The 21,694-nt window shown below is 61.4% G+C and carries 24 protein-coding genes; 14 read left to right on the top strand and 10 right to left on the bottom strand.

Features of this window, described 5'->3' with window-relative positions; genetic code table 11:
- Window positions 1–93 precede the first annotated feature (93 nt).
- The 4 genes from BLV09_RS18215 to BLV09_RS18200 all read left to right on the top strand — a co-directional run bounded on the left by BLV09_RS18215 (window position 94) and on the right by BLV09_RS18200 (window position 3,144).
- The gene (locus tag BLV09_RS18215; RefSeq protein WP_100383769.1) at window positions 94–1,002 is read left to right on the top strand and encodes a LysR family transcriptional regulator; all 909 of its coding nucleotides are present in this window, start codon (window positions 94–96) and stop codon (window positions 1,000–1,002) included.
- Between the two features lie 60 nt (window positions 1,003–1,062).
- On the top strand, window positions 1,063–1,590 hold the full coding sequence (locus BLV09_RS18210; protein WP_167558778.1) for an REP-associated tyrosine transposase: 528 nt from the start codon (window positions 1,063–1,065) through the stop codon (window positions 1,588–1,590).
- A 94-nt stretch (window positions 1,591–1,684) separates the two neighbouring features.
- On the top strand, window positions 1,685–2,674 hold the full coding sequence (locus BLV09_RS18205; protein ID WP_146688327.1) for a Bug family tripartite tricarboxylate transporter substrate binding protein: 990 nt from the start codon (window positions 1,685–1,687) through the stop codon (window positions 2,672–2,674).
- 125 nt (window positions 2,675–2,799) lie between these two features.
- The gene (locus BLV09_RS18200) at window positions 2,800–3,144 is read left to right on the top strand and encodes a hypothetical protein (RefSeq protein ID WP_100383766.1); all 345 of its coding nucleotides are present in this window, start codon (window positions 2,800–2,802) and stop codon (window positions 3,142–3,144) included.
- On the opposite strand, the gene BLV09_RS18195 is transcribed toward BLV09_RS18200, so the two are convergent.
- From BLV09_RS18195 to BLV09_RS18175, 5 genes are read right to left on the bottom strand one after another with little or no spacing between them, the layout of a single operon-like run.
- Window positions 3,141–3,623 carry a YbaK/EbsC family protein gene (locus BLV09_RS18195; RefSeq protein WP_146688326.1) on the bottom strand — a complete coding sequence of 161 codons (483 nt, stop codon included), beginning with the start codon at window positions 3,621–3,623 and terminating at the stop codon, window positions 3,141–3,143. The two genes, BLV09_RS18200 and BLV09_RS18195, sit on opposite strands and share 4 nt — an antisense overlap.
- Window positions 3,613–4,359, bottom strand: coding sequence for a haloacid dehalogenase type II (locus tag BLV09_RS18190; RefSeq protein WP_146688325.1), 747 nt, complete (start codon window positions 4,357–4,359; stop codon window positions 3,613–3,615). The genes BLV09_RS18195 and BLV09_RS18190 overlap by 11 nt, the downstream gene beginning before the upstream one ends.
- 48 nt (window positions 4,360–4,407) lie before the next feature.
- Window positions 4,408–5,253, bottom strand: coding sequence for a hypothetical protein (locus tag BLV09_RS18185; RefSeq protein WP_146688324.1), 846 nt, complete (start codon window positions 5,251–5,253; stop codon window positions 4,408–4,410).
- Entirely contained in the window at window positions 5,250–6,089 is an 840-nt protein-coding gene (locus BLV09_RS18180) for a dienelactone hydrolase family protein (RefSeq protein WP_146688323.1), read from the bottom strand. The genes BLV09_RS18185 and BLV09_RS18180 overlap by 4 nt, the downstream gene beginning before the upstream one ends.
- 47 nt (window positions 6,090–6,136) lie before the next feature.
- The gene (locus BLV09_RS18175; RefSeq protein WP_146688322.1) at window positions 6,137–7,021 is read right to left on the bottom strand and encodes an amidohydrolase family protein; all 885 of its coding nucleotides are present in this window, start codon (window positions 7,019–7,021) and stop codon (window positions 6,137–6,139) included.
- A gap of 354 nt (window positions 7,022–7,375) precedes the next feature.
- Between BLV09_RS18175 and ykgO the strand changes: the two genes are divergently transcribed.
- Window positions 7,376–7,501, top strand: a complete 126-nt coding sequence (ykgO, locus tag BLV09_RS18170; protein WP_002718645.1) for a type B 50S ribosomal protein L36 — start codon at window positions 7,376–7,378, stop codon at window positions 7,499–7,501.
- A gap of 155 nt (window positions 7,502–7,656) precedes the next feature.
- Window positions 7,657–8,313, top strand: coding sequence for a tetratricopeptide repeat protein (locus BLV09_RS18165; protein WP_100383760.1), 657 nt, complete (start codon window positions 7,657–7,659; stop codon window positions 8,311–8,313).
- 106 nt (window positions 8,314–8,419) lie between these two features.
- On the opposite strand, the gene BLV09_RS18160 is transcribed toward BLV09_RS18165, so the two are convergent.
- Window positions 8,420–8,602 (bottom strand): hypothetical protein, encoded by a 183-nt coding sequence (locus BLV09_RS18160; RefSeq protein WP_100383759.1) that lies wholly within the window; start codon window positions 8,600–8,602, stop codon window positions 8,420–8,422.
- Between the two features lie 241 nt (window positions 8,603–8,843).
- Between BLV09_RS18160 and BLV09_RS18155 the strand changes: the two genes are divergently transcribed.
- The 4 genes from BLV09_RS18155 (at window position 8,844) to BLV09_RS18140 (ending at window position 13,328) form a co-directional block, all read left to right on the top strand.
- Window positions 8,844–9,548 carry a DUF3750 domain-containing protein gene (locus BLV09_RS18155; protein ID WP_433994429.1) on the top strand — a complete coding sequence of 235 codons (705 nt, stop codon included), beginning with the start codon at window positions 8,844–8,846 and terminating at the stop codon, window positions 9,546–9,548.
- A gap of 86 nt (window positions 9,549–9,634) precedes the next feature.
- Complete coding sequence (locus BLV09_RS18150) at window positions 9,635–10,612, top strand: alpha/beta fold hydrolase (protein WP_146688320.1); 978 nt, start codon at window positions 9,635–9,637, stop codon at window positions 10,610–10,612.
- 225 nt (window positions 10,613–10,837) lie between these two features.
- Complete coding sequence (locus BLV09_RS18145; RefSeq protein WP_146688319.1) at window positions 10,838–12,478, top strand: hypothetical protein; 1,641 nt, start codon at window positions 10,838–10,840, stop codon at window positions 12,476–12,478.
- A gap of 166 nt (window positions 12,479–12,644) precedes the next feature.
- Complete coding sequence (locus BLV09_RS18140; RefSeq protein WP_146688318.1) at window positions 12,645–13,328, top strand: formyltransferase family protein; 684 nt, start codon at window positions 12,645–12,647, stop codon at window positions 13,326–13,328.
- 22 nt (window positions 13,329–13,350) lie between these two features.
- Here BLV09_RS18140 and BLV09_RS18135 read toward each other — a convergent pair whose 3' ends face one another.
- Window positions 13,351–13,866: a DinB family protein gene (locus BLV09_RS18135; RefSeq protein WP_146688317.1), complete on the bottom strand. Its 516-nt coding sequence runs from the start codon at window positions 13,864–13,866 to the stop codon at window positions 13,351–13,353.
- An 89-nt stretch (window positions 13,867–13,955) separates the two neighbouring features.
- On the opposite strand from BLV09_RS18135, the gene BLV09_RS18130 reads away from it, so the two are divergent.
- Window positions 13,956–14,849: a LysR substrate-binding domain-containing protein gene (locus tag BLV09_RS18130; RefSeq protein WP_167558777.1), complete on the top strand. Its 894-nt coding sequence runs from the start codon at window positions 13,956–13,958 to the stop codon at window positions 14,847–14,849.
- Window positions 14,850–14,910: 61 nt separating this feature from the next.
- Here BLV09_RS18130 and cycA read toward each other — a convergent pair whose 3' ends face one another.
- Window positions 14,911–15,303 (bottom strand): cytochrome c-550 CycA, encoded by a 393-nt coding sequence (gene cycA / locus BLV09_RS18125; protein ID WP_146688315.1) that lies wholly within the window; start codon window positions 15,301–15,303, stop codon window positions 14,911–14,913.
- A 228-nt stretch (window positions 15,304–15,531) separates the two neighbouring features.
- Between cycA and BLV09_RS18120 the strand changes: the two genes are divergently transcribed.
- Window positions 15,532–17,025 (top strand): FAD-linked oxidase C-terminal domain-containing protein, encoded by a 1,494-nt coding sequence (locus tag BLV09_RS18120; RefSeq protein ID WP_146688314.1) that lies wholly within the window; start codon window positions 15,532–15,534, stop codon window positions 17,023–17,025.
- 41 nt (window positions 17,026–17,066) lie between these two features.
- Here the strand turns inward: BLV09_RS18120 and BLV09_RS18115 are convergent, their stop codons facing one another.
- Window positions 17,067–18,197, bottom strand: a complete 1,131-nt coding sequence (locus BLV09_RS18115) for a DUF2336 domain-containing protein (protein WP_146688313.1) — start codon at window positions 18,195–18,197, stop codon at window positions 17,067–17,069.
- A 241-nt stretch (window positions 18,198–18,438) separates the two neighbouring features.
- Window positions 18,439–18,777, bottom strand: coding sequence for a putative quinol monooxygenase (locus BLV09_RS18110; RefSeq protein WP_146688312.1), 339 nt, complete (start codon window positions 18,775–18,777; stop codon window positions 18,439–18,441).
- Window positions 18,778–19,111: 334 nt separating this feature from the next.
- Here BLV09_RS18110 and BLV09_RS18105 point away from each other — a divergent pair, with 334 nt between their 5' ends.
- The gene (locus BLV09_RS18105; RefSeq protein ID WP_146688311.1) at window positions 19,112–20,347 is read left to right on the top strand and encodes an FAD-binding protein; all 1,236 of its coding nucleotides are present in this window, start codon (window positions 19,112–19,114) and stop codon (window positions 20,345–20,347) included.
- Window positions 20,344–21,660 (top strand): glycolate oxidase subunit GlcF, encoded by a 1,317-nt coding sequence (glcF, locus tag BLV09_RS18100; RefSeq protein WP_146688310.1) that lies wholly within the window; start codon window positions 20,344–20,346, stop codon window positions 21,658–21,660. The genes BLV09_RS18105 and glcF overlap by 4 nt, the downstream gene beginning before the upstream one ends.
- Window positions 21,661–21,694: the final 34 nt, after the last annotated feature.

The following is a 21,694-nucleotide window of genomic DNA, read 5'->3' as shown; positions in this document are numbered from 1 at the left end:
TCGATGGCCTGTGGATATGCTCCTGGCGTTGGTATAGAAATAGAAACTATTGAAACTCATTGTTTCCAAAATTGCTCCGGGGGAGGGTCCCGAATGTCAAAACTCCCGGATTTCGAGGCGCTCGCGATTTTCGCAAAAGTCGTCGAATTACGGTCGTTTGCGGCAGCCGCGAGCGAACTCGCTTTGTCCAAGGCCACCGTGTCGAAGGCGGTCAGCCGGCTGGAAGAGCGGCTCGGCGCGCGGCTGTTCAACCGAACCTCACGGCGGCTGGCCTTGACCGATGCCGGGCACAAACTGTCGGAGCGGGCCGCGCGTCTTCTGGCCGACGGCGAGGCGGTCGAGAACGAGGCGCTGTCGCAATCGGTCGCGCCGCGCGGGCTGGTGCGATTCGCGGTGCCCATGACATTCGGGGTGAAAGTCGTGGCGCCGATCCTGCCTGAGTTTCTTGAGCAATACCCCGACGTTTCGATCGATCTTCATCTCAGCGATGCCATGGTGGACTTGATCGGCGAGGGTTTTGACGCGGGCTTGCGGATCGCACGCCTGCCTGACTCGTCATTGATCGCGCGACGGCTGTGCGCGATGCCGCGCTATACGGTGGCAGCGCCCGCCTATCTCAAACGCTACGGCCGGCCGACGCATCCGATGCACCTCGCGCAGCACCGCTGTTTCGCTTACACCTATCTCTCCACGCCGAATATCTGGCACTACACCAACGCCGCGGGCGAGCAGGCGAGCGTGCGGCCGGCCGGGCAATTGCGCGTCAACAACGGCGAAGCGGTGATGCCGTCGCTGATCGCGGGGCTCGGCATCGCCGATCTGCCTGACTTCATCGTCGGCGACGCCATCGCGTCGGGCGAGGTCGAGGTGATTCTGAAAGGCTGGAAGCAAAGCGAAGGCGCGGTGCATCTGGTGATGCCGCCGGGCGGCCCGCGCCCGGCTCGCGTCGAGGTATTGGCGGAGTTTCTCGCCAAACATTTCGCGAAGGGCAAGAAGAAGTAGTTGTTGACGTAGGGTGGGCAAAGCGGAGCGTGCCCACCACATTTTGTGATATGAAGCGGCATGCCGCAATATCGCCGGGCGAAACTCGAGGGCAGCATCTTCTTTTTCACGGTCGTTCTTGCAGAACGATCGAGCCATCTGCTTGTGGATCAGATCGATCAGTTTCGTCGGGCCTATCGAGCGGTCCAACAACGCCGGCCGTTTGAAACGATCGCAGTCTGCATCTTACCCGATCATATTCACGCCGTTTGGTCGCTGCCTGAAGGCGATGCTGACTTTTCCACGCGTTGGAGCTTGATCAAAAGCGGCTTTTCCCGAGGGCTTGATTCTATGCCTCGATCGGCAAGCAAGGTTGCCAAACGCGAAAAAGGAATTTGGCAGCGACGCTATTGGGAACATGCAATTCGCGATGATGCCGACTTGGAGCGCCATGTCGATTATGTCCATTTCAATCCGGTAAAGCATAAGCACGTCGCGCGCGTGACCGATTGGCCGCATAGCAGTTTCCATCGCTACGTCGAACGTGGATTGCTCGCAGTAGATTGGGGAGGGGACATGAGGGACATTCAGGGTTCGTTTGGCGAATAGACGGTGGGCACGGCGAAGAGCGCCTTTGCCCACCCTACGCTTGGAGCTAGGTTGCTTCATCCAACGACAAAAAACATCTGGGGAGAAACGACCGATGAATCGACGTGAACTTTTGAAGGTCGCGGCAACGTTGCCGCTGGCGCAGGTTACGCTCTCGCATCATGCCTTCGCGGACACGGCATGGCCGGAGCGCAATATCACCATGATCGTGCCGTTTCCGGCCGGCGGGCAGGCCGATCTTGCCGCGCGGCCGGTGGCGCATGCGCTGGAGAATATTCTGGGCAAGTCCGTGATCGTCGATAACCGCGCGGGCGGGGCCGGCGGATCGATTGGCAATGCGGCGGCCGCCCGCGCCGAGCCTGACGGCTACACCTTGCTGATGACGCTGTCGTCACTGGCCGTGCTGCCGGAAGCCGATCGGTTGTTCGACCGTCCTCCTGCCTATGAAGTCTCGCAATTCGCGCCGGTCGCGCGCGTGCTGGCCGATCCTACCTTGCTCGCGGTGCCGGCGTCGGCGCCGTGGAAGACGCTGCAGGATTTCGTCGACGACGCCAAAAAGCGGCCGGGTCAAATACCCTATGGCTCGTCGGGTCCGTACGGCACGCTGCACGTGGCGATGGAGATGTTTGCAGCCAATGCCGGCATCAAGCTCTTGCACATTCCATTTCGCGGCGCAGGACCCGCGCTCAATGCGTTGCTGAGCGGCACGGTGCAAGCATTGGCATCGGCGCCGGGTACGCTGAAGCAGCAGGTCGATGACGGCAAGATGCGGGTGCTCGCGAACTGGGGCGCGGAGCGGATTCCGAGTTTTCCCGATCTGCCGACGTTCAGGGATCTCGGCTATAAGGATGTCGAGTTCTACATCTGGGCCGGACTGTTTGCGCAAAGCGCGCTGCCGACGCCGATCATGACGCGGCTGCGCGAAGCGATGGCGCAGGCCGTGAAATCGCCGGAAGTGATCAAGCCTCTGGAGACCGCGGGCAGCCCGGTGGCGTATATGGACGCGCCGGAATTCTCGAAATTCGTCGCTGAAGACAGCGCGCGCCTGATCGCGGCCGTGAAAAAGATCGGCAAGGTCGAGTAGCGGTAGCAGCCTCATTCACATTTTGTTGTGCGGCGCGAACCTTCCCAAGTCTCATTCATTTGCGATTTTAGGCGAAAGGCGCGCCCGGAACCCGTGCGTCGTGAAATTCAAAGGAAGGACCGGACATGCCAACACACCGGATTGTCCCGAGCGTTGCCGCGGCCGTCGGCTTCACGATGGTTATGCAATCTGCCGTTCTGGCGCAGGAGCACCGTGGAACGCCGGAACAGCAGATGGCCTGCACGCCGGATGTCTTCCGGCTCTGCGGCGCAGAGATTCCCGACGAGAACCGCATTGTTGGTTGCTTGCGGCAAAATATAGCGCTGTTGAGCCGGCCATGTCGCGCGGTATTAGAACCAAATTCCGGCGGACCGCAGCAGGCGTCGCCACAACAGATCGTGCCGCGTGGTCGTCCGATGCAGCCTCCGCCTTACTACGCGCAGCCCGGACAGGACGACGATGACGATTAGGCCTGGGCGTTTTCGGGACGGTGCTCGCAGACGTCAACCCATTCAGCGTCCACCAGTTCGGCCATCCGCGACGGCGTGATGCGCACGGCGCTGTGGGTTGAGCCTGCGGCCGGCACCACCTCATCGAACGCTTTCAGCGACACGTCGCAGTAGATCGGGAGCGGCGTCCTCAGGCCGAACGGGCAGACGCCGCCGACCTCGTGCCCAGTGATGTCGGCGACCTCGTCGAGGCCGAGCATTTTCGGCTTGCCTCCCAACAGTGCCTTCACCTTCCTGTTGTCCATCCGCGACGTGCCGGCGGCCACGATCAGCACCACGCGCTCGCCGACCCGCAGGGACAGTGTTTTTGCAATCCGCCCCGGCTCGACGCCATAGGCTTCGGCGGCGAGCGCCACCGTTGCCGAACTCTGTGGCGATTCGATTACGGCGATGTCGGGGGCTTTTTCGGCGAAGAACGCGCGGACCGATTCAAGACTCATGGGTAGCGATAACCTTCGGCAATTCTGACAATGCGTGGATGCGATAGTCGGGCTCGAGCCGGAGTTCGTCCATCTGCATCCGGATCGCCTGGAACATCGTCAAGGGGGCAACGAGGTCGCTTTTCACGCAGGCCAGCGCCATGGCTTCCGGCGTCACCCGCTCGATCCAGGCGACGTTGAGGCCAAAGGCCTTGGCGCCGCAGGCATCCCATGGGTTCGACGAAACGAACAACACCTCAGCGGGAGGCACGCCGAGCTTCGATTCGATCAGGGTGTAGGCGTCCGGGCTCGGCTTGAAGATTTTCCGGGAGTCGATGCTGATGGTGGCATCCAGCACGCGGTCGAGGCTGCTATTGCGCACCAATGCGTTGAGCATATCGGTACTGCCATTGGAGAGGATCGCCAGCTTGCGGCCGCGCAACGCTGCAAGCGCTGCGGCTGCATCCGGGTAGAGATCGAGCCGCAGATATTTTTCCATGATGCGCTCGAACACGCCATCATCGTGCTTCAGCCCGAGAATCCTGAGTGTATAGGCGAGCGACTCCCGGGTAATGACCGAGAAATCCTCGTAACGCCGCATTAGCGAACGCAGCCAGGTGTATTCGAGCTGCTTGATCCGCCAGATCTGCGTGATGATCTCGCCATAGCCAGGAAATGCCTCGTCGGTGATGGCGGCTACCGACTGGATGTCGTAGAGCGTGCCATAGGCATCGAACACAACGGCTTTGATCGTCACGATGTCCCCTTTTTCGAGGTCATGATTTGAGGTCTTGGCACGCCACGCTTATTCCGGTGTCGCCCGGCGCACAATGGCGCAGATCCCTGTCATCCGCGCGATCGGATGTTCGACAAACAGCCGGCACGAGGCAAGGGCTTGTTCCAGCGATTCCGGTGGAGGCGCAGGCGTCAAATGGCGCGCTAGAATACGGCCATGGGCACGACCCAACGCGCGTGCCGATCGCGTCAGCATGGTCAACTGCCCATCGCCCTGCAGGGGAGCGAGCATGGTCCGGACGACAGCGAGATAAGGCGGCCAGTAGGCCAGATGCCGATACATGCTTGCGATCAGAAACGGATCGGTATCCTCGCCAAATTTATTGAGCTCTTCGATCAGCCGCCGCACCTCGGCGGGCAGCGATGCCATGGACGGCAATTTCGGCAGTTCGGTTTGGGCGGCAACGGGCGCGGCTTCCGATGGGTGAACGATGTCGGTGACGCTTGGGTGGTAGTGCTCGAGCAGCGCCGACAGGACCACAAGGGCGAGCGCGTTGGTGTGATGGTAGCTGTTCAGGATGGTGCGGATTTCCGTTCGAGCCGTTCGGTCGATTCCAGCCGCAGTCAAGGTGTCGATCGAAAGCGCAGGCGCGTCCGGCAGGCTCAGGGTGTGACGCACCGCTTCCGCATGCATGGCAGCCGGTCCCAGATAAAGCGGCCGCACCGTTGACCACGTCCATTGCAGAGCCCCCGGCATGGTCGCGAGGTTGCGCCAGATGAGGTTGACGACGCTGGTGCCAAGGGTGGCCCGAATGTCGGAATAAATATCGGCGATTTCACCGGTGGCTGACGTTTCGAGAGCCGAGGGCACGCTCTCTTGCTGAGCCAAAGCCGTCTCCGGGATGTCCGTCGTCACTTGTTCTGCTCTTTCCCGCCGATCGTCGCATTGAGAAATTCGTGGACGGCGGCGATCGACTGATCCGCCGCCGATTGGTTGAATTCGAGATGATGGCCCAGGAGCTGGACAGGTGTCTTGAGGCTGGACGCATCGAAGCCGTGATAGGCGCCGGGATAGACGATCAGCCGCATCGGAATGCCCTGGCCTTTCTGCCGCGATATTCCCCAATCGTCGCGGCCTTCGATCATATTGCGGCACTCGGTGGCCGGGGTCCAATCGTCAAGCTCGCCAATCAGGATCAGCACCGGCACGGTCATATTGCCCTTGAATCCGAGGCAGGGCGGATAGAACGCCACGGCCGCACGGAACTTGTCTGGTGTGGTTTGTTCGATAATGCCGTGCTCGACCGATGTGAGGGTGAGCCAGCCGCCTTGCGAAAATCCGATCGCTGCCACGCGCGCGGGATCGACGAACGGCTGGCGCACCAGAAAGTTCAGCGCCCGGTAGGCGTCGAAGGCCAAGTCAACGGGCGCGCCACTGCTGCAGGTGTTCTTGATGCCGCGCGGACCGAAGCTGTCGACCGTGAGCGTCACATAGCCCCAGGACGCAATCCGCTTTCCCCAGCGTTCGTCGAGCCGTTGCCAATTCCCGTTGCAGCTATGCAGGAGCACGACCGCAGGCGAGGGGGCGGCGGTATTGGTCCGCCTCAGATAGCCCTGGAGCGACTGCCGGCCCGCAAGTGGGCTCTCGAACTCGACAATGGTTGCAGCCGATTCAGACGGGGCGGCATGACATGGGACCGCGCTCCCGATCAGGAGGGCACCGACAAAAGTCGCCACTCCACAGAAGTTCATCCGACATCACCGTCTCGCCTGACGCGGCATCGATCGATGATCCCGCCTCAGATGCCCAGCAGCCTCCGGGCGTTGGCCTTCAGCACTTTTGGCCTGATCTCGTCGCGAATGTCGAGCTTGGCGAAATCGGCGAGCCAGCGATCGGGCGTGATCACCGGCCAGTCCGAGCCGAACAGCATCTTGTCCTGCAAAATGCTGTTGATGTAGCGCACGAGAATTGGCGGGAAATATTTCGGCGACCAGCCGGAGAGGTCAATGTAGACGTTCGGCTTGTGGGTCGCGACCGAGAGTGCCTCTTCCTGCCAGGGAAAGGACGGATGCGCGAGGATGATCTTCAAGTCGGGGAAATCCGCCGCGACATCGTCCATGTACATCGGGTTGGAATATTTCAGCCGCATGCCCATGCCGCCGGGCATGCCGGAGCCGACGCCGGTCTGGCCGGTGTGAAACAGCGCAATCGCGCCGCCTTCGTTGATCGCCTCGTAGAGCGGATAGGCCATGCGGTCGTTGGGATAGAAGCCTTGCATGGTCGGATGGAACTTGAAGCCGCGGACGCCATATTCCTCGATCAGCTTGCGCGCCTCGCGAACGCCGAGCTTGCCCTTGTGCGGATCGATGCTGACAAAGGGGATCAGGACGTCGAGGTTTTCGGAGGCGACTTCCAGCATCTCATAATTGTTGTAGCGGCGGAATCCGGTCTCGCGCTCGGCATCGACCGGGAAGATCACCGCGGCGATTTTCTTGGCGCGATAATAGGCGGCAGTTTCCGGTACGGTCGGCGGATGCTTGTGCGGCGACTTGAAATAGTCGGCCATCTGCGCCTGGAAATCGTCATAGCCGTCGTCGCCGTGCATGCCGCAGGGCTCTTCGGCATGGGTATGGATGTCGATCGCAACGACGTTTTCGATATCAGGCAGCTTCAGTTTGGACATTTCCGTTCCCCGGGGCTGCTTCGATGTACGCCTGGCAAATTGATTATACCATATAACGAATTTGGCAAGGCGCCTGTCATGGCAGGGGCGAGGAGGTCGGGATGGGCGAGATCACGGTCAAGTTCCCGAACGGCTGATTTGACGGCCATTCAGGCAAAGGTCAGCCGCGTAATACGGCCCTGGCGGCCAAATGGCCTCCAAAAGGCTTGTTTGGATTGACATTCGGCCCGCCGATGGCTTAGAACCCCGCCGTCCCGGGCGGTTTGGCCGCTGGCGGGATTATCCCAATTTGCCACTTTCGGGCCCCCAAACGATAGCGCCGAACACGGCCTTTCAACGCATCAGGATTGTCCCATGAAGGTCCGTAACTCGCTGAAATCGCTGCGCGGTCGTCATCGCAACAACCGTCTGGTCCGCCGCAAGGGCCGGGTTTACGTGATCAACAAGGTCCAGCGCCGCTTCAAGGCGCGCCAGGGCTGAGCCAGGCCTAGCCGCGCCAAGGCTAAGCTTGCTCAAGGGCAGGCTGTTCCAAGCCTGAGTCGGGCTAATCGGCTCCCGGATCCAGCGTGCAAAGTTCCCCGTTCTTCACATCTTGCTGCTTTGCAAGACGGTTTTGCCGCGTCTAGACTTTGACGATGGCATCAAGATTCCCTGCCGCGCGAAACCGCCGGTCTGCAATCCTTCTCGCCGCGGTTATCGCGGCGTCGCCGCTTCCCGCGTTCGCGCAGGATCCAGGCGCCAACCCGCCGAAGCAGCAGAAAAAATTGCCGGAAGCGCCGAGCAAGCTGCCGAAGGTTGGCGGCGCCGACCGCACGCGCGGACTGGATTTCCTGTTCGGCGCGCTGAGGGCGGCACCGGACGAAGCCAGCGCCAAATATGTCGAAGCCCGGATCTGGGCGCTGTGGATGCAAACTCCGAGCGACACGGCTGCGCTGCTGATGGCGCGCGCCAAATTCGCGATGGACGCCCAGAAGATGGACGTTGCGCTCAAGCTGCTCGACGCCGTCATCAAGCTGCGTCCCGACTATGTCGAGGCATGGAACCGGCGGGCGACGATATATTATCTACAGAACGACTACGCCCACTCGCTTTCGGACATTGAGCAGGTATTGATCCGCGAACCCCGCCATTTCGGAGCGCTGGCGGGGCTTGGCATGATCATGCAGGATCTTGGCGACGACAAGCGCGCGCTCGACGCGTTCCGCAAGGCACTCGCCGTCAATCCGTACCTCGAGAAAGTGCCGGATCTGGTCAAGACCTTGACCGAAAAGGTTGAAGGCCGCGACATCTGATCACGCGCGAATGCACATCCCGCCACCGCATGAAGGCGGGCGCTCGCGAGGAAAAAATGCGCGTTCGGGATAAGTCCGATTTCAGCGAAGCTGGATCAGACTCGGGTCAGTGCAGGAGATTACTGCCGCGCTCGAAAGGCCCGCCATGGGTGACTGCGGCGTAAAGCTTCGCGAGTTCAGCTTCGAGCTGCTCGTTGACCAGCAGGAGGGCCTTCAGCGCGCCGCGAATATCGCCGTTGCAGCTTGCGACGATTTCGTCGATAGCGGCTTCATTAGGTCTGGAACTCATCAAAACCCTCCAATTTTGTCTTGGAAGCATCAACACATAATGTTGGGATAATTTGGGCGTTCGATCAGCGTTCCTGTGAATAGCGTGGATAGTTCAACCTTCAACAACTTCGATGGTGCGTACTCGTCTCATGGCAAGTGAGCCGATGGCGGTTATATAAAGGCGCCAGTGACGGTTGTATGAAGCCTTCCACCGCATGGTCTCCTCCAGGTTGAGAAAAGCGTTGATAATTCTGCTGTTAATGCTGGTTGTCCCGATCTCGGTATCAGCAACAAAATATTTTCTTGGGGATCGTTCGGTCGATTGGCAGGCCGCCGACCGGTCCAGCGCGGGTCTTTTGCCGGCGCCTGCGGACCATCCCGCCGCGCTGGTGAGGATTTTTGCTGCGCGAACAGTGCGTTGGCGCGGGATTTTTGCGGTCCATAGCTGGATCGTCGTCAAGGAGGCCAATGCGCCGCGCTACACCCGTTATGACTATACGGCTTGGGGAGAACCCATCCGTGTCAACGGATTCGCCGCCGACGGGCGCTGGTTTGGCGACATGCCGGCCACGATCGCGGCGGCGGACGGCAAGACCGCCGAGGGTATGATCCCGAAAATCCGTGCCGCGGTTGAAGGCTATGAATGGCGGGCCTATGGCGACTATCGCGCCTGGCCGGGACCGAATTCGAACACGTTCGTCACGGCCGTGCTGGCGTCAGTGCCCGAATTGCATGCGGCGATGCCGCCGACCGCGATCGGCAAGGACTTCCCCTATGACGGCGACATCTTTGGGCCGACACCCTCGGGAACGGGTGTTCGCGTCACGCTCGGCGGCTATTTCGGTCTGACCATCGGCTGGGTCGAAGGCATTGAGATCAATCTCCTCGGCGCGGTGTTCGGCGTCGACCTGCGCCGGCCGGCGATCAAGCTGCCGGGACTGGGGCGCATCGGGTTTGGCTACTGACTGACAGCCGATACGCCATTGGCGACGAAACCGTTGCGCCGTAGAACCGTAACTGCTTCGTGCACAAAATCGTCCGGACCCTGCAAATGATATCTGTCGGTGTGATCATGGCGCTGGTGATCCTGGCGCTGGTCACGCAGGCCGGAGTCCTTGCGCTGCAGCGTGCTTATCCCGCGCAAGGCAGGATGATCGAGGTCACCGGCGCAACCCTCAACGTGCTCGACATCGGCCCGCGCGATGCCGCATCGCCGCCGATCGTGATGATCCATGGCGCGAGCTCGAATCTGGAAACCATGCAGCAGCCGCTCGGCGACAGGCTGGCCAGCAATCATCGGGTGATCCTGATCGACCGTCCCGGTCATGGCTGGAGCACGCGCGCACGCGAGCGGGATTCGACACCGGAGATTCAGAGCCGGATGATTGAGGAAGCGCTCAAAAAGCTCGGAGTTGGCAAAGCGATCTTCGTGGTTCACTCTTGGGCTGGCGCGCTGGGCGCGCGGATCGCGCTCGATGATCCCGAGCGCGTCGCTGGCCTGGTGATGCTGGCGCCGGTGGCCTATCCCTGGCGCGGCGGTGTCGGTTGGTACAACAAGGTCGTCACCACGCCCCTGATCGGTCCGCTACTGGCCTATACGATCACGCTTCCGCTCGGCTTCGTTCTGACCGAACCCGGCGCCCGCAACGTGTTCCTGCCGCAGATCATGCCGGGTGGTTTTGTGGAGAACACCGCAACGCCCTTGCTGTTGCGTCCGCGCGAGTTTCTTGCCAATGCCCGCGATCTCGTGACGCTGAAGGCAGCGGTCGCGGAGCAGGCGCCGCGTTACGGCGACATCAAAGCACCGACGGTGGTGATTTCAGGCGATACCGACGACACCGTATCGACGAAGATTCATTCACGGCCGTTCGCAGCCGCCGTGCCGAACGCGAAGCTGATCGTATTGCCCGGCGTCGGCCACATGGTGCAGTACGCCGCGCCCGATATCGTCATGCGCGAGATCGACACCATGATCGGCAACATCGTGCATAGCACTCCGGCGGCCGTGAACCGGAACGCGCATTTATAAAGCGCGGTGCTCCTTCGCTTGGCAATTTTACTTGGCAATTTCCCTTGGCAGTGCTCAGGCGAAATTGGCTTGCGGCAAGTCTCACAATCACGAGAAGAAACATCAACAAGGTGCGAAACCGCTCGACGGATGGGCTGACACGTAGTTTGCTCGTTTGAAGTTGCCACAACGCCAGCTCGCATCTCAGGAAGCCGGCGATCGGCAGCTCGGGATGGGAGGTTGCCAATGGAAACGACACGTCGTGAGCTGTTGGGTGTCGGGGCTTCTGCTGCGCTTGGTTTGTCGCCCTTAGGCGGCGGCACGGCTGTGGCGCAGACGGCCTCGACCAGTCCACCTCAGCAAGGCTGGGATGACGGCGAACTTGCCCATCTTCTTCCGACCAGCAGTCACAACCGGATCCTCATCAAGGCATCGTTTAAAAAAACGCTCGCAGCCGCGCCGAATTTGCAGGTGGGCGATCAGCGCGTCGCCGGGCAGCGTTCGGACACGCGAGGATTATTCTGGCAATTCCAGGCTGCCGATCTGAAGCCCGGAACATCCTTTCAATTGTCGCTCACAAGTTCGGACGGGAAAGCACTTTCCCAGCCGTGGACGTTGTCAACGATGCCGGCGCCCGACGAGATGCCGTCCAGGCTGCGGCTCCTGGTTTATTCCTGCGCCGGAGGACATGATCTTTTCAGAGCGGCGCATACTGGCTTCGAATTCGTGCCGACCGCGGTTCGGAAAAAACTGCTGCAACGCGGTCTGTCATTTTCGCCGGATGCCCTGATCGCCAATGGCGATCACGTCTACTGGGATCTGCTTGCGCCTCGGGCCGCGCCCAAGCTCGGCGCCTCCAAGGCAGCGATCGCATATGCCCGTTTCGATCGCGACGCTCCGATTCTGGGCGGCGCCAACGAGGTCGCGTTGCTTCGCGCGGCTGGAGAACAGATAAGCCCGCTCTATGGAACGCTATGCCGCTCGACGCCGGTGTTCTTTTTGCAGGACGATCACGATCACTTCGACAATGACGAGGCAACGGACGAAGCGGTTACATTCCCGCCCGACAATTTCATGTTGCAATCGGCGCGCGCGACGCAGCGGCTTTGGTATCCGGAATTCCTTCCCGACCCGAACAGATCGCCGGGCCTGCCCGGGTCTGACTATCCCGATCAGCCTGCTTCGCGGCCATCCGGGCTTTCGGAGAGTTTTGGCACGCTGCGCTACGGGCGCCTCGCCGAGGTTCTGCTTTATGATGTGAGACGCACCGTCACGCTTGCGGGACCAACCGGCGTTTTCGTCGCGCCGGATGTTGAAGCCTGGCTGAAGGCGCGCGCCGCGGCGAGGGAGGTGGTGCACCTCGTCAATGTGCCCTCGAACCCGCCGGGGTGGAGCGCGGGTAAGTGGGGCGAGTGGTATCCCGACCTGCTAGGTCCCGACGGCAAGCTGTCAGAGGCGAAGCCCAAGCCCTATTGGCAGAGAGGCTGGCTTTCGCAGCATGACCGTCTCATGCAAGCGCTTTCGGAGATGCCGGGCCGTATTCCGCTTGTCGTCAGCGGCGATCTGCACGCGACCGCCGAGGGACGAATGATGCGCAGCGGCCAGCTCGATTTCTCACACAATCCCGTGATCACGGTGCTGCCGGGTACGCTGGGGACGAGCACGGGCGGTTGGGCGTCTGAATTCCGCGGGGTCGGTCCCAAGCCGCCTCAGCATCTGGATATGCAGGAAACGGTTACGCCGATCGAGGAAAACGGCTTTCTGCTGATCGACTTCGCGCCGGAGACGATAACGCTCCGCTATTTCAAATGGAATCAAAAGACCCAGCCGGTCAGCGATATCGATACGCTCGAGCCGTTCCATACCACCGAGCTCAAGCGCGCGTGAGGGGAACGACCTGACATCGTAAGGATCAGATCAGAGAGATTTTTGTTTCCAAATCTTTCTGAGCCGATCCGCGCAACGCGAGGCAACATAGCCGACAGCAAATAAGAAGATTTCATTAAGGTTGTCGGCTTCATCGTCCGGGTGTCCAACACAAGAATCACAGACGATGTTCGACACGATCATTCTGCTTTCGGGCGAGGCCGAGCAACACGTGCTGCCGCACCTCCTGCTTGGACACAATCCGTTTCTCAAGGTGATACCGGTCAGGACCTCCGCCGATCTGACCTTTCTGAATTCCGAATTGCTTCGGCGCTCCCGGCTGGTCGCGTTCGTGACGCCGGAAATTGTTCCGGTGAGTGTCCTTAATCGGCTGGGCTACGGCGCCTTCAATTTTCATCCCGGTCCGCCCAGCTATCCCGGATGGGCGCCTTCTCATTTTGCGCTCTATAATCGGGAAACTGAATTTGGCGTGACAGCTCACGTCATGGTCGAACAGGTCGATGCCGGACCGATCGTTGATGTCGCCCTGTTTCCCATTCCAGCCAATATCTCCGTCCTCGGGCTGGAGGGGTTGGCCTATGCGCATCTGGCGCAATTGTTCTGGCGCATGGCGAAGTGGCTCGCGACAGACGCCGCGCCGCCACCAACGCTTCCGTTGGAATGGGGCGCCCGGAAATATTCTCGGCGCAGCTACCAGAGCATCTGCGACATCCCTCTCGACATTGCCAAGGATGAGTTCGACCGCCGCATCGAGGTATTCGGCGGCAACCATTTCGGAATGGCTCCGACGATCCATCTGCACGGTGTCGAGTTTCGCGCGGTGATGCCGGGCGGGAAAATTGTAGCCTAAGGGCGATACAGGTTTCGCAACCTTACGTCAGATTTGGCGCGGGGACGCCGCGCTGAAAGGCCAGCAGGTCGAGGGTCGGCGGCTCGCCTCCGGTGACGATCGAGATGCACGCATGCGCCTGGCCACGGTGGTGGGTCTGATGGTTGAAGAGATGAGCCAGGATATCCTGCAGCGGCTGGCTGTAGGGCTTGCCTGACGTCGTCTGATAGGAGACGGCTTTGGCGAGATCTGCGTCGGTATAGCCTCTGACGAGATCGTTCAAACGCGCGTCTTCCGCGATCCGGGCGCGCAGAAGATCCCGGCGATCGTCGTACAGGATGGCGTTGAGGCGGTCGGGATGCTCGCCGGTGCCGGTCAATCGCTTTAGCCAGATACGATCGGTCAGCAGCAGGTGATTCAGCGTTCCGTGCAGGCTGCCGAAGAAAACCCCGGTTGGGCGGCGATATTGCTGCTCCGGCATTTCCAGCGCCGCGGCATAAAGCCTGAGGTTGGCCCAGTGATTATAATCAGAGAGCTGCCGGACGTTATGGATTCCCATCGTGCTGTTCCCTTTTGCATCGATCACGGATGATAGCTTGCCCGCAGCGTCCAATTGGTGAAAATATCTCACCAATTGGGAAAGAGCTCATGGGACGATCCGCCCAGCCGTCGGCGCGCGCGCTCTCGGCGCTTTCGCTGTTCGCGACATGCGGCACCCTGACCGAAGCCGCCGAGCATCTCGGCGTTACCCGATCGGCGCTGTCGCATCGGATTGCCGCGCTGGAAAAGCAGCTTGGCGTGGCGCTGGTGCGCAAAGCGGGCCGGCGGATCGCGCTCACCGAGGACGGGGAGAGGCTGCTTGCAAGCGTGGGCGACGCGCTCGATCGGATAGAGACAGCGGTTCAGCCGTTTCGGCGGGACCGCGGGCAGATCCGGCTGAGTACGGTGGCGACCTTCGCATCGCATTGGCTGATCCCGCGCATTCCGATCTTCCAGGCACAGCACCCGCAGATCGAGGTCGCGATCTTCACCACGACGAGACCTGTCGATCTGAAAAAGGAGGAGATGGATTGCGCCATTCGTCACGGGCGCGGCGCATGGAAGGGCCTTGCCTCAACGCTGCTGTTTGAGGAAACGCTGATGCCTGTCGCGTCTCCCGATGTCGCCGATCGCTTGTCGTCGAATGCCAAACAAGGTTGGTCCGGCGCGCCGCTGATCCGGGCGCGATCGCGGTTCATGGATTGGTCGAGCTGGCAGAAACACGACCGTGCATTCGCCGGGCGCCGCATCAAATGGCTGACGGTGGAGACGCGCGCACAGGCGCTCGATGCTGCGATGGCAGGCGCCGGCGTCGCGCTGATGGACATGGCCTATATCGCGACGCCGGTCACTGAAGGCAGATTGAAGACGCTGGCCGAATGTCCGTTACAGCTTCAAACCGGATATTATTTCGTTCACCTTCCCAACGCCCGCAACCTTCATCTCCTCACATTACTCCGTGATTGGGCCGTCGAGGCGGCGCGGCCGTTTCGGACGGAGTAAGGGACAGAAGAAAAACTCCGCGCGAAGTTGCGGAGTTTTGATGTCGGCGGCAGGGAGAGCGCTACTTCGTTTTTCCGTCCTTGTCGTATTGCGACACATAGGCCCAGAGATCGTTGATCTCCTTTTCGTTCTTGATGCCGGCAAAGGCCATTTTGGTGCCCGGAACTTTCGCTTTCGGATCCTTGATGTAATCCTTGAACTCAGCCTCGTTCCAGGTGATGCCTGAATTCTTGTTGGCATCCGAATAGGAGTAGTCCGGCGCAGTGCCGGACTTGCGGCCATCGAGCCCGTTGAGTTCCGGACCTACCTTGTTCCTGGAGCCTTCGCCGATGGCGTGGCAGGGCAGGCATTTGTTGAACGACGTCTTGCCGGCCGCAGCGTCCTGCGCCAGCGCGGCTGACGCGGCTACGGACGATGCGATGACGACCAGCGCGCTCAGGGTTAGTTTTTTCATGGTGTGCTCTTCATGGTTCGAATGGCTTCAGGACCGTTTGTGGCATGGTGGGCTTGCGATCGACAAGCCGTGAAACCCGGTTCGGGTTTCATGGTCCGGCCGCATAGGTGACAAGCTCCGCCGATCCTTTGGACAGCTACCCAAAACGGCCCAGACATGCTTGATTTGCTACAGCAAATTGATGACAGCGGATGCGCTTGCGCCTCACGCGGGTCAGGAGAAATCGACATGACGATCATGATGCCTGCCCCGGATCAGGCGGTGCTGGGACGCCGCGATGCGATCGTGGCGGCGCTGCGTGCGATCGTGCCGGGCGAGGGCGTCATCGACAAGCCGGCGGAAATGCTGCCCTACGAGTCCGACGGGCTGATGGCCTACCGACAGCCGCCGATGGTCGTGGTGCTGCCGGACACCACTGAACAAGTCTCGCAGGTCCTGAAATATTGCTTCGAGCAGGGCATCAAGGTGGTGCCGCGTGGCTCCGGTACTTCGCTGTCCGGCGGCTCGCTGCCGCTGGCCGATGGCGTGCTGCTGGGGTTGGGTAAATTCAAGCGCATCCGCGACATCGATTTCGACAACCGCGTGGTTGTGACCGAGCCCGGGGTGACCAATCTCGCCATCAGCCAGGCGGTGGCGCATGCCGGATTCTACTACGCGCCCGATCCCTCGTCGCAGATTGCCTGCTCGATCGGCGGCAATATCGCGGAGAATTCCGGCGGGGTGCACTGCCTGAAATACGGCATGACCACCAACAATGTGCTCGGCTGCGAACTCGTGCTGATCACCGGTGAAGTCATCAGGATCGGCGGCAAGTCGCCGGAGACCAGTGGTTACGATTTGATGGGGATCATCACCGGATCCGAAGGCCTGCTCGGCGTCGTCACCGAGGTCACGGTGCGGATCCTGCAGAAGCCGGAGACCGCGCGGGCGTTGATGGTCGGCTTCGCGCAAGTCGAGGCGGCCGGCGAATGCGTGGCGCGGATCATCGGCGCCGGGATCATTCCGGGCGGCATGGAAATGATGGATAAGCCTGCGATCCACGCCGCCGAAGCCTTTGTGCACGCCGGCTATCCGCTCGACGTCGAGGCGCTTCTGATCATCGAACTCGATGGCCCCGGTATCGAGGTCGATGAGCTGATCAAGCGGGTCGAGGCGATCGCGCAAGGCTGCGGTTCGACCACGTGCCAGATCTCCAACTCGGAGACCGAGCGCAATCTGTTCTGGGCCGGCCGCAAGGCGGCATTTCCGGCGGTCGGACGGATCTCGCCGGATTATCTGTGCATGGACGGCACCATCCCGCGCGGCGCGCTGCCGCAAGCGCTGGCGCGCATCCGCGATCTCTCCGAGAAGTACGGTCTTGGCGTCGCCAACGTGTTCCACGCTGGCGACGGCAATCTGCATCCGCTGATCCTGTACGATGCCAACAAGCCCGGTGAGATGGACCGGGCCGAGGCCTTTGGCGCGGACATCCTGCGATGCTGCGTCGAACTCGGCGGCGTGCTCACCGGCGAACATGGCGTCGGCGTCGAGAAGCGAGACCTGATGCCGGAGATGTTCAGCGAGATCGATCTCAATCAGCAGCAGCGGCTGAAATGCGCGTTCGACGCGCAGGGCCTGCTCAACCCCGGCAAGGTATTTCCAACCTTGCATCGCTGCGCCGAGCTTGGCCGCGTGCATGTGCACGGCGGCAAGCTGGCTTTCCCCGACCTTCCGCGGTTCTAGCGGAGGGCACGCTTATCGGGCTTGCGCGCAGGTCTGTTGATTCAATTGACGTTCGATGAGGAAGGGAACGATCGAACCTGCCAAAACTTCAGCAGGCGACGGGCGTTTTCCGCGGTCAGCTTGGCGAACTGATTTTTTGCTTTGGCCAATTCGTGCGGTCCCATCGAGCCATTCACAAAACGGCTCTCCAGGACCGCGCTCACGGTCTCCCAACCGAGCTCCGCGGCCTTGCAGGGGATCAGAACGCCGTCATCGCGAAGGCTTTGCATCAGCGGGCGAATCACATCGACCGTCGATCGCGACAGCTCGGCAAGTGCGGCGACGGTCTCTTCATATCTTCGCTGCTTGGCGAACCCGAACAACGCCGCCTCGTTGAGTTCGCCGCTCTTTTTCAGCGACGTCACCAGGCGCTTGGCCGTATCAAAGTCACGAACCCTAGACATCTCGCCATCTGCCGCCGCTGACGCGGCCGCAATGGCGCTTCGGATTTCCTCGAAAACGTGGCGCGGCGCGCGCGACAACAGCCGCGAGCGAACCGCTTCGGTTGCACTGCGCAAGAGCTGATGGCGGAGCGCCGTCGGCAAATCGACTCGAATTCCGGTTTCGACCGCAAGTTCGGGGTCTGCTTCGGCCTGCGCAATCACCGTCGCGAATCCAGCCGCGGAAACGCGCGCACCGGGATTGTTCATTAAACGGCGACTAACGGCTGGATAGTGACGGGCCAAGAGCGCGTCTGTAACGACCTCGTCCAGCCACCAGCGGCCTGAAATCGCCAGAAGATGCTGCTCGCTCTTGGTGCCCGCGAGTTCGACCAGATCTTCGGTGCCCAAACGCGCAGATTCGGTCAGGACGGGGCCGGCAATCGCGATCTCATCATGCCTTGCAAGCCGCCGGACGACTAAAGGCGGGGCCTTTGAAACGCCAGCCAGTTGGGTGCTCACTTCAGCCAGAGCTATGCGGGCGCTGACGTCAACGATCGCCCGAATTTCGATTGTCTTGATCAGACGTTCGAGGACATCGTCGAACAGCTCGATTTGCTCGCCATTGAGGCTGCCGGCGGACAACAGAAACAGATCCGTGACACGCTTGATCGTTTCGAGACTTTTTTCGGCTGAACCAGCACTGATGGCTGCCTCAACTTCGTCGGCGATTGACAGTCCTGCGTCTAGCATCGCTCATCCTGAGCGTTTGGAGGGCCTTCTGGCCGGGTGGTTAAATATGGAGGGAATAGCTGAATGTTCCGTAAAGTCGGGCTTTGATCGTCGCCTGCCGAATTTCCGTTGTTATACGGATCCGCTCGGCGATCGAGGCGAGTAAAGGAAGCCTGCGCCAGCGTTGGGCGTCGGGCCTGCTTCCTTTGCCTTGTTTGATGTTTTCGCTACCCTCGGATCAGCGGGCTGCGCCACTCAAAGGCTACAGCAATACATATTGCGCGCGTTCCCGCTTGGCGAGCAGAGGCAGCGCCTCGCCGGCGATGAAGTTCTTGAAATGCGCGCTCTCCTGATGCGCCTTGAAGGCCGCCTCGTCGGCGAACAGTTCATAGAACAGGAATTGCGCGGGCTTATCCTTGCTCCGGCCGATCAGGAACAGCTTGGCGCCCGGCTCGCGCTGGGCCTCGGGAAGGAAGCGATCCAGAATTCCGGCAACCTTGTCGGCTTCTCCCTCCTTTGCTTCCCATTGCGCGACAACCAGAAGTCCGCCGCCACTGACGGCTTCGCCGACGGTTTGCCTGTTCGTTGCATACTGACTCATGATTTTGCTCCTTCGATTGGGTTCGGTCGCCTCTCAGCGAGCGCGACTATACCTCCATGACTTGACAGCGATGGTTCGATACCGAACGAACTGTATGTGTATTATCGCTGCCCGGCCGGAGCGCGTGGCGATTGAATCCGGCGGCACCAGGGTTCCGGCGTCGCGCATTCCGGCTGCAATCGCGACGGGGCAGGCGGCGGAGCGGGAATTCGGTCTTTCAAGCCACTCTTGTGCCTGCCATCCCAGCCTTTAGAAGGATGGCCTGGAACAGCAATGGCTGCCACAAACGCAGCCTTTTCAAGGTTGGTTACGCGATGAAGGCAAGGCGGTTGACGTGGACACCCTGAAGGTACGTGACGCTGCCGATGTCGAGCAGGTGGTGCGTGCCGCGCTAGCCAGCGAGCAGCCGCTGGAAATTATCGGCCATGGCTCCAAGCGGATGGTCGGCCAGCCGATGGCGACCAATGCGCTGCTCGATCTGTCCGATCTGAACGCGGTGATGGCCTATGAGCCGAACGAACTGATCATCACGGTGCAGGCAGGCGTTCCGCTCGCCGACGTGTTGTCGCTGATCGACTCCAAGAACCAGCAATTCGCGTTCGAGCCGATGAATACCGCGCCGCTATTGGGCACGCCTGAGGTGGGCACCATCGGTGGCATGATCGCCGCCGGGCTGGCAGGCCCGCGCCGCATCAAGGCCGGCGGCGCGCGCGATCATCTGCTCGGCGCGCATGCGGTGTCGGGCTTTGGCGACAGCTTCAAGGCCGGCGGCAAGGTCGTCAAAAACGTCACCGGTTACGACCTCTGCAAGCTGCTGGCGGGGTCGTGGGGAACGCTTGCCGTCATGACCGAGGTAACGTTGAAGGTGATGCCGAGGCCGGAAAGCGAATGCACGCTGGTGCTGCGCGGGCTCGATGACAGCACCGCAAACCGCGCGATGACGGCGGCACTGGGCTCGCCGTTCGATGTGTCGGGGGCGGCCCATCTGCCGAATTCGGTGCTTCGGACTTCCACGGGCTTTGGTGACCTCGGATCATCGCAACAATCCGTTACGCTGCTGCGGCTGGAAGGCATTGCGGCCTCGGTCGCCCATCGCGCGGCCGCGCTCGGCAAGGTCCTCGCGCCGTTTGGGGCAGCGGAGACGGTCGAAGATGCCGCCTCGGCGACGATCTGGGCTTCGGTTCGCGACATTAAGCCGTTTGCGGCCAACGGCACGCTCGGGGCCTGGCCGGTATGGCGCATCGTTTGTCCCCCGGCGTCGGGCGGGGCGCTCGGTGAGCGGTTGGCGCGCGAGAGCGGCGGCGAGGTGATCTACGACTGGGGCGGGGGCTTGATCTGGGCGGCTCTGCCGCCGGGGACCGACGCCCAGGCCGTGCTGGTGCGCGAGCGTGTCGACGCCGTCGGCGGCCACGCGACATTGCTGCGCGCATCCGAGGATGTCCGCCGCAATGTCGATGTGTTCCACCCGCAGCCGAGCGGCCTCGCCGCACTCGGCGAACGCGTCCGCCACAGCTTCGATCCCAAGAACATCCTCAATCGCGGCCGTCTGACGCGAGGATCCGCGACATGAAAACCGAATTCAGCCTCGCACAACTCGCCGATCCCGATATCGCGGAAGCCGACAAGATCCTGCGCGCCTGCGTGCATTGCGGATTCTGCACCGCGACCTGCCCGACCTATGTGCTGCTTGGCGATGAGCTCGACAGCCCGCGCGGCCGAATCTACCTCATCAAGGAGATGCTGGAGAAAGATCGCCCGCCGACGCAGGAGGTGGTCAAGCATATCGACCGTTGTCTCTCCTGCCTTGCCTGCATGACCACCTGTCCGTCGGGCGTGAACTATATGCATCTCGTCGACCAGGCACGGGTCAAAATTGAAAAGGACTACAAGAGGCCGTTGACCGAACGGGCCTTGCGCGCGGTCCTCGCCTGGGTGCTGCCGCGGCCCGGGCTGTTTCGCCTAAGCATGATTCTGGCGCGGCTGGGCCGGCCGCTGGCCGCCTTGCTGCCGGCATCTGGGGTTGCCGCGGCATCGCCGACTCTAGGGCGGCGGATCAAGGCGATGCTGGCGCTGGCGCCGGGCAGCCTGCCACCGCGCGGGGCGGCAGGCGGAAGCGTCTTTCCGGCTATCGGCACCAAGCGCGGACGGGTCGCGCTGCTGCAGGGCTGTGCGCAACAGGTGCTGGCACCGCGCATCAACCAGGCGGCCATCAATCTCCTGACGCGTCATGGCGTCGAGGTTGTCCTGGTCAAGGACGAGCAATGCTGCGGCGCGCTCACCCACCACCTCGGACATGACGGCGACGCATTGGCACGCGCCCGCGCCAACATCACCGCCTGGCTCAACGAGGCCGCGCGAGGTGGTCTCGACGCCATCCTGGTGACGACGTCGGGGTGCGGTACGGTCATCAAGGACTATGGCTTCATGCTGCGGGAGGACCGCGATTTCGCCAAACCCGCCGCAAGAGTTTCAGCGCTGGCCAAGGACATCACGGAATATGTCGGTGGCCTCGATCTGCAGCCTAAGCAGCAACACGGCGATCTTGTCATCGCCTATCACTCGGCCTGTTCGCTGCAGCACGGCCAGAAAATCACACAAGCCCCGAAAGAATTGCTTTCCAAGAACGGATTCGTGGTGAAAGATGTACCTGAGAGCCATTTGTGTTGCGGTTCGGCGGGGACTTACAACATTCTCCAGCCTGACATTGCGAGCCGATTGCGCGATCGAAAGGTCGCCAACATCGCGATGGTCAAGCCGGATATGATCGCCGCGGGCAATATTGGGTGCATGGTGCAGATTGCCGGTGGTACGTCAGTTCCTGTGGTGCACACGATTGAGCTTCTCGATTGGGCGACGGGCGGTCCCCGGCCAGGATTGAACTGATCGATTGGCCCCGCGCGACAGGCGGATGATTTTA

The sequence above is a fragment of the Bradyrhizobium canariense genome (assembly GCF_900105125.1).
GTDB lineage: Bacteria > Pseudomonadota > Alphaproteobacteria > Rhizobiales > Xanthobacteraceae > Bradyrhizobium > Bradyrhizobium canariense_A.
This window is presented reverse-complemented; position numbering and strand designations above follow the sequence as displayed.

What these genes read in the sequence shown, in the direction of transcription:
- BLV09_RS18215 (WP_100383769.1), top strand. Translation starts at nt 94, where the DNA reads ATGTCAAAACTCCCGGATTTCGAGGCGCTCGCGATTTTCGCAAAAGTC.
- BLV09_RS18210 (WP_167558778.1), top strand. Translation starts at nt 1,063, where the DNA reads ATGCCGCAATATCGCCGGGCGAAACTCGAGGGCAGCATCTTCTTTTTC.
- BLV09_RS18205 (WP_146688327.1), top strand. Translation starts at nt 1,685, where the DNA reads ATGAATCGACGTGAACTTTTGAAGGTCGCGGCAACGTTGCCGCTGGCG.
- BLV09_RS18200 (WP_100383766.1), top strand. Translation starts at nt 2,800, where the DNA reads ATGCCAACACACCGGATTGTCCCGAGCGTTGCCGCGGCCGTCGGCTTC.
- BLV09_RS18195 (WP_146688326.1), bottom strand. Translation starts at nt 3,623, where the DNA reads ATGAGTCTTGAATCGGTCCGCGCGTTCTTCGCCGAAAAAGCCCCCGAC.
- BLV09_RS18180 (WP_146688323.1), bottom strand. Translation starts at nt 6,089, where the DNA reads ATGAACTTCTGTGGAGTGGCGACTTTTGTCGGTGCCCTCCTGATCGGG.
- BLV09_RS18175 (WP_146688322.1), bottom strand. Translation starts at nt 7,021, where the DNA reads ATGTCCAAACTGAAGCTGCCTGATATCGAAAACGTCGTTGCGATCGAC.
- ykgO (WP_002718645.1), top strand. Translation starts at nt 7,376, where the DNA reads ATGAAGGTCCGTAACTCGCTGAAATCGCTGCGCGGTCGTCATCGCAAC.
- BLV09_RS18165 (WP_100383760.1), top strand. Translation starts at nt 7,657, where the DNA reads ATGGCATCAAGATTCCCTGCCGCGCGAAACCGCCGGTCTGCAATCCTT.
- BLV09_RS18160 (WP_100383759.1), bottom strand. Translation starts at nt 8,602, where the DNA reads ATGAGTTCCAGACCTAATGAAGCCGCTATCGACGAAATCGTCGCAAGC.
- BLV09_RS18155 (WP_433994429.1), top strand. Translation starts at nt 8,844, where the DNA reads ATGCTGGTTGTCCCGATCTCGGTATCAGCAACAAAATATTTTCTTGGG.
- BLV09_RS18150 (WP_146688320.1), top strand. Translation starts at nt 9,635, where the DNA reads ATGATATCTGTCGGTGTGATCATGGCGCTGGTGATCCTGGCGCTGGTC.
- BLV09_RS18145 (WP_146688319.1), top strand. Translation starts at nt 10,838, where the DNA reads ATGGAAACGACACGTCGTGAGCTGTTGGGTGTCGGGGCTTCTGCTGCG.
- BLV09_RS18140 (WP_146688318.1), top strand. Translation starts at nt 12,645, where the DNA reads ATGTTCGACACGATCATTCTGCTTTCGGGCGAGGCCGAGCAACACGTG.
- BLV09_RS18135 (WP_146688317.1), bottom strand. Translation starts at nt 13,866, where the DNA reads ATGGGAATCCATAACGTCCGGCAGCTCTCTGATTATAATCACTGGGCC.
- BLV09_RS18130 (WP_167558777.1), top strand. Translation starts at nt 13,956, where the DNA reads ATGGGACGATCCGCCCAGCCGTCGGCGCGCGCGCTCTCGGCGCTTTCG.
- cycA (WP_146688315.1), bottom strand. Translation starts at nt 15,303, where the DNA reads ATGAAAAAACTAACCCTGAGCGCGCTGGTCGTCATCGCATCGTCCGTA.
- BLV09_RS18120 (WP_146688314.1), top strand. Translation starts at nt 15,532, where the DNA reads ATGACGATCATGATGCCTGCCCCGGATCAGGCGGTGCTGGGACGCCGC.
- BLV09_RS18115 (WP_146688313.1), bottom strand. Translation starts at nt 18,197, where the DNA reads ATGCTAGACGCAGGACTGTCAATCGCCGACGAAGTTGAGGCAGCCATC.
- BLV09_RS18110 (WP_146688312.1), bottom strand. Translation starts at nt 18,777, where the DNA reads ATGAGTCAGTATGCAACGAACAGGCAAACCGTCGGCGAAGCCGTCAGT.
- glcF (WP_146688310.1), top strand. Translation starts at nt 20,344, where the DNA reads ATGAAAACCGAATTCAGCCTCGCACAACTCGCCGATCCCGATATCGCG.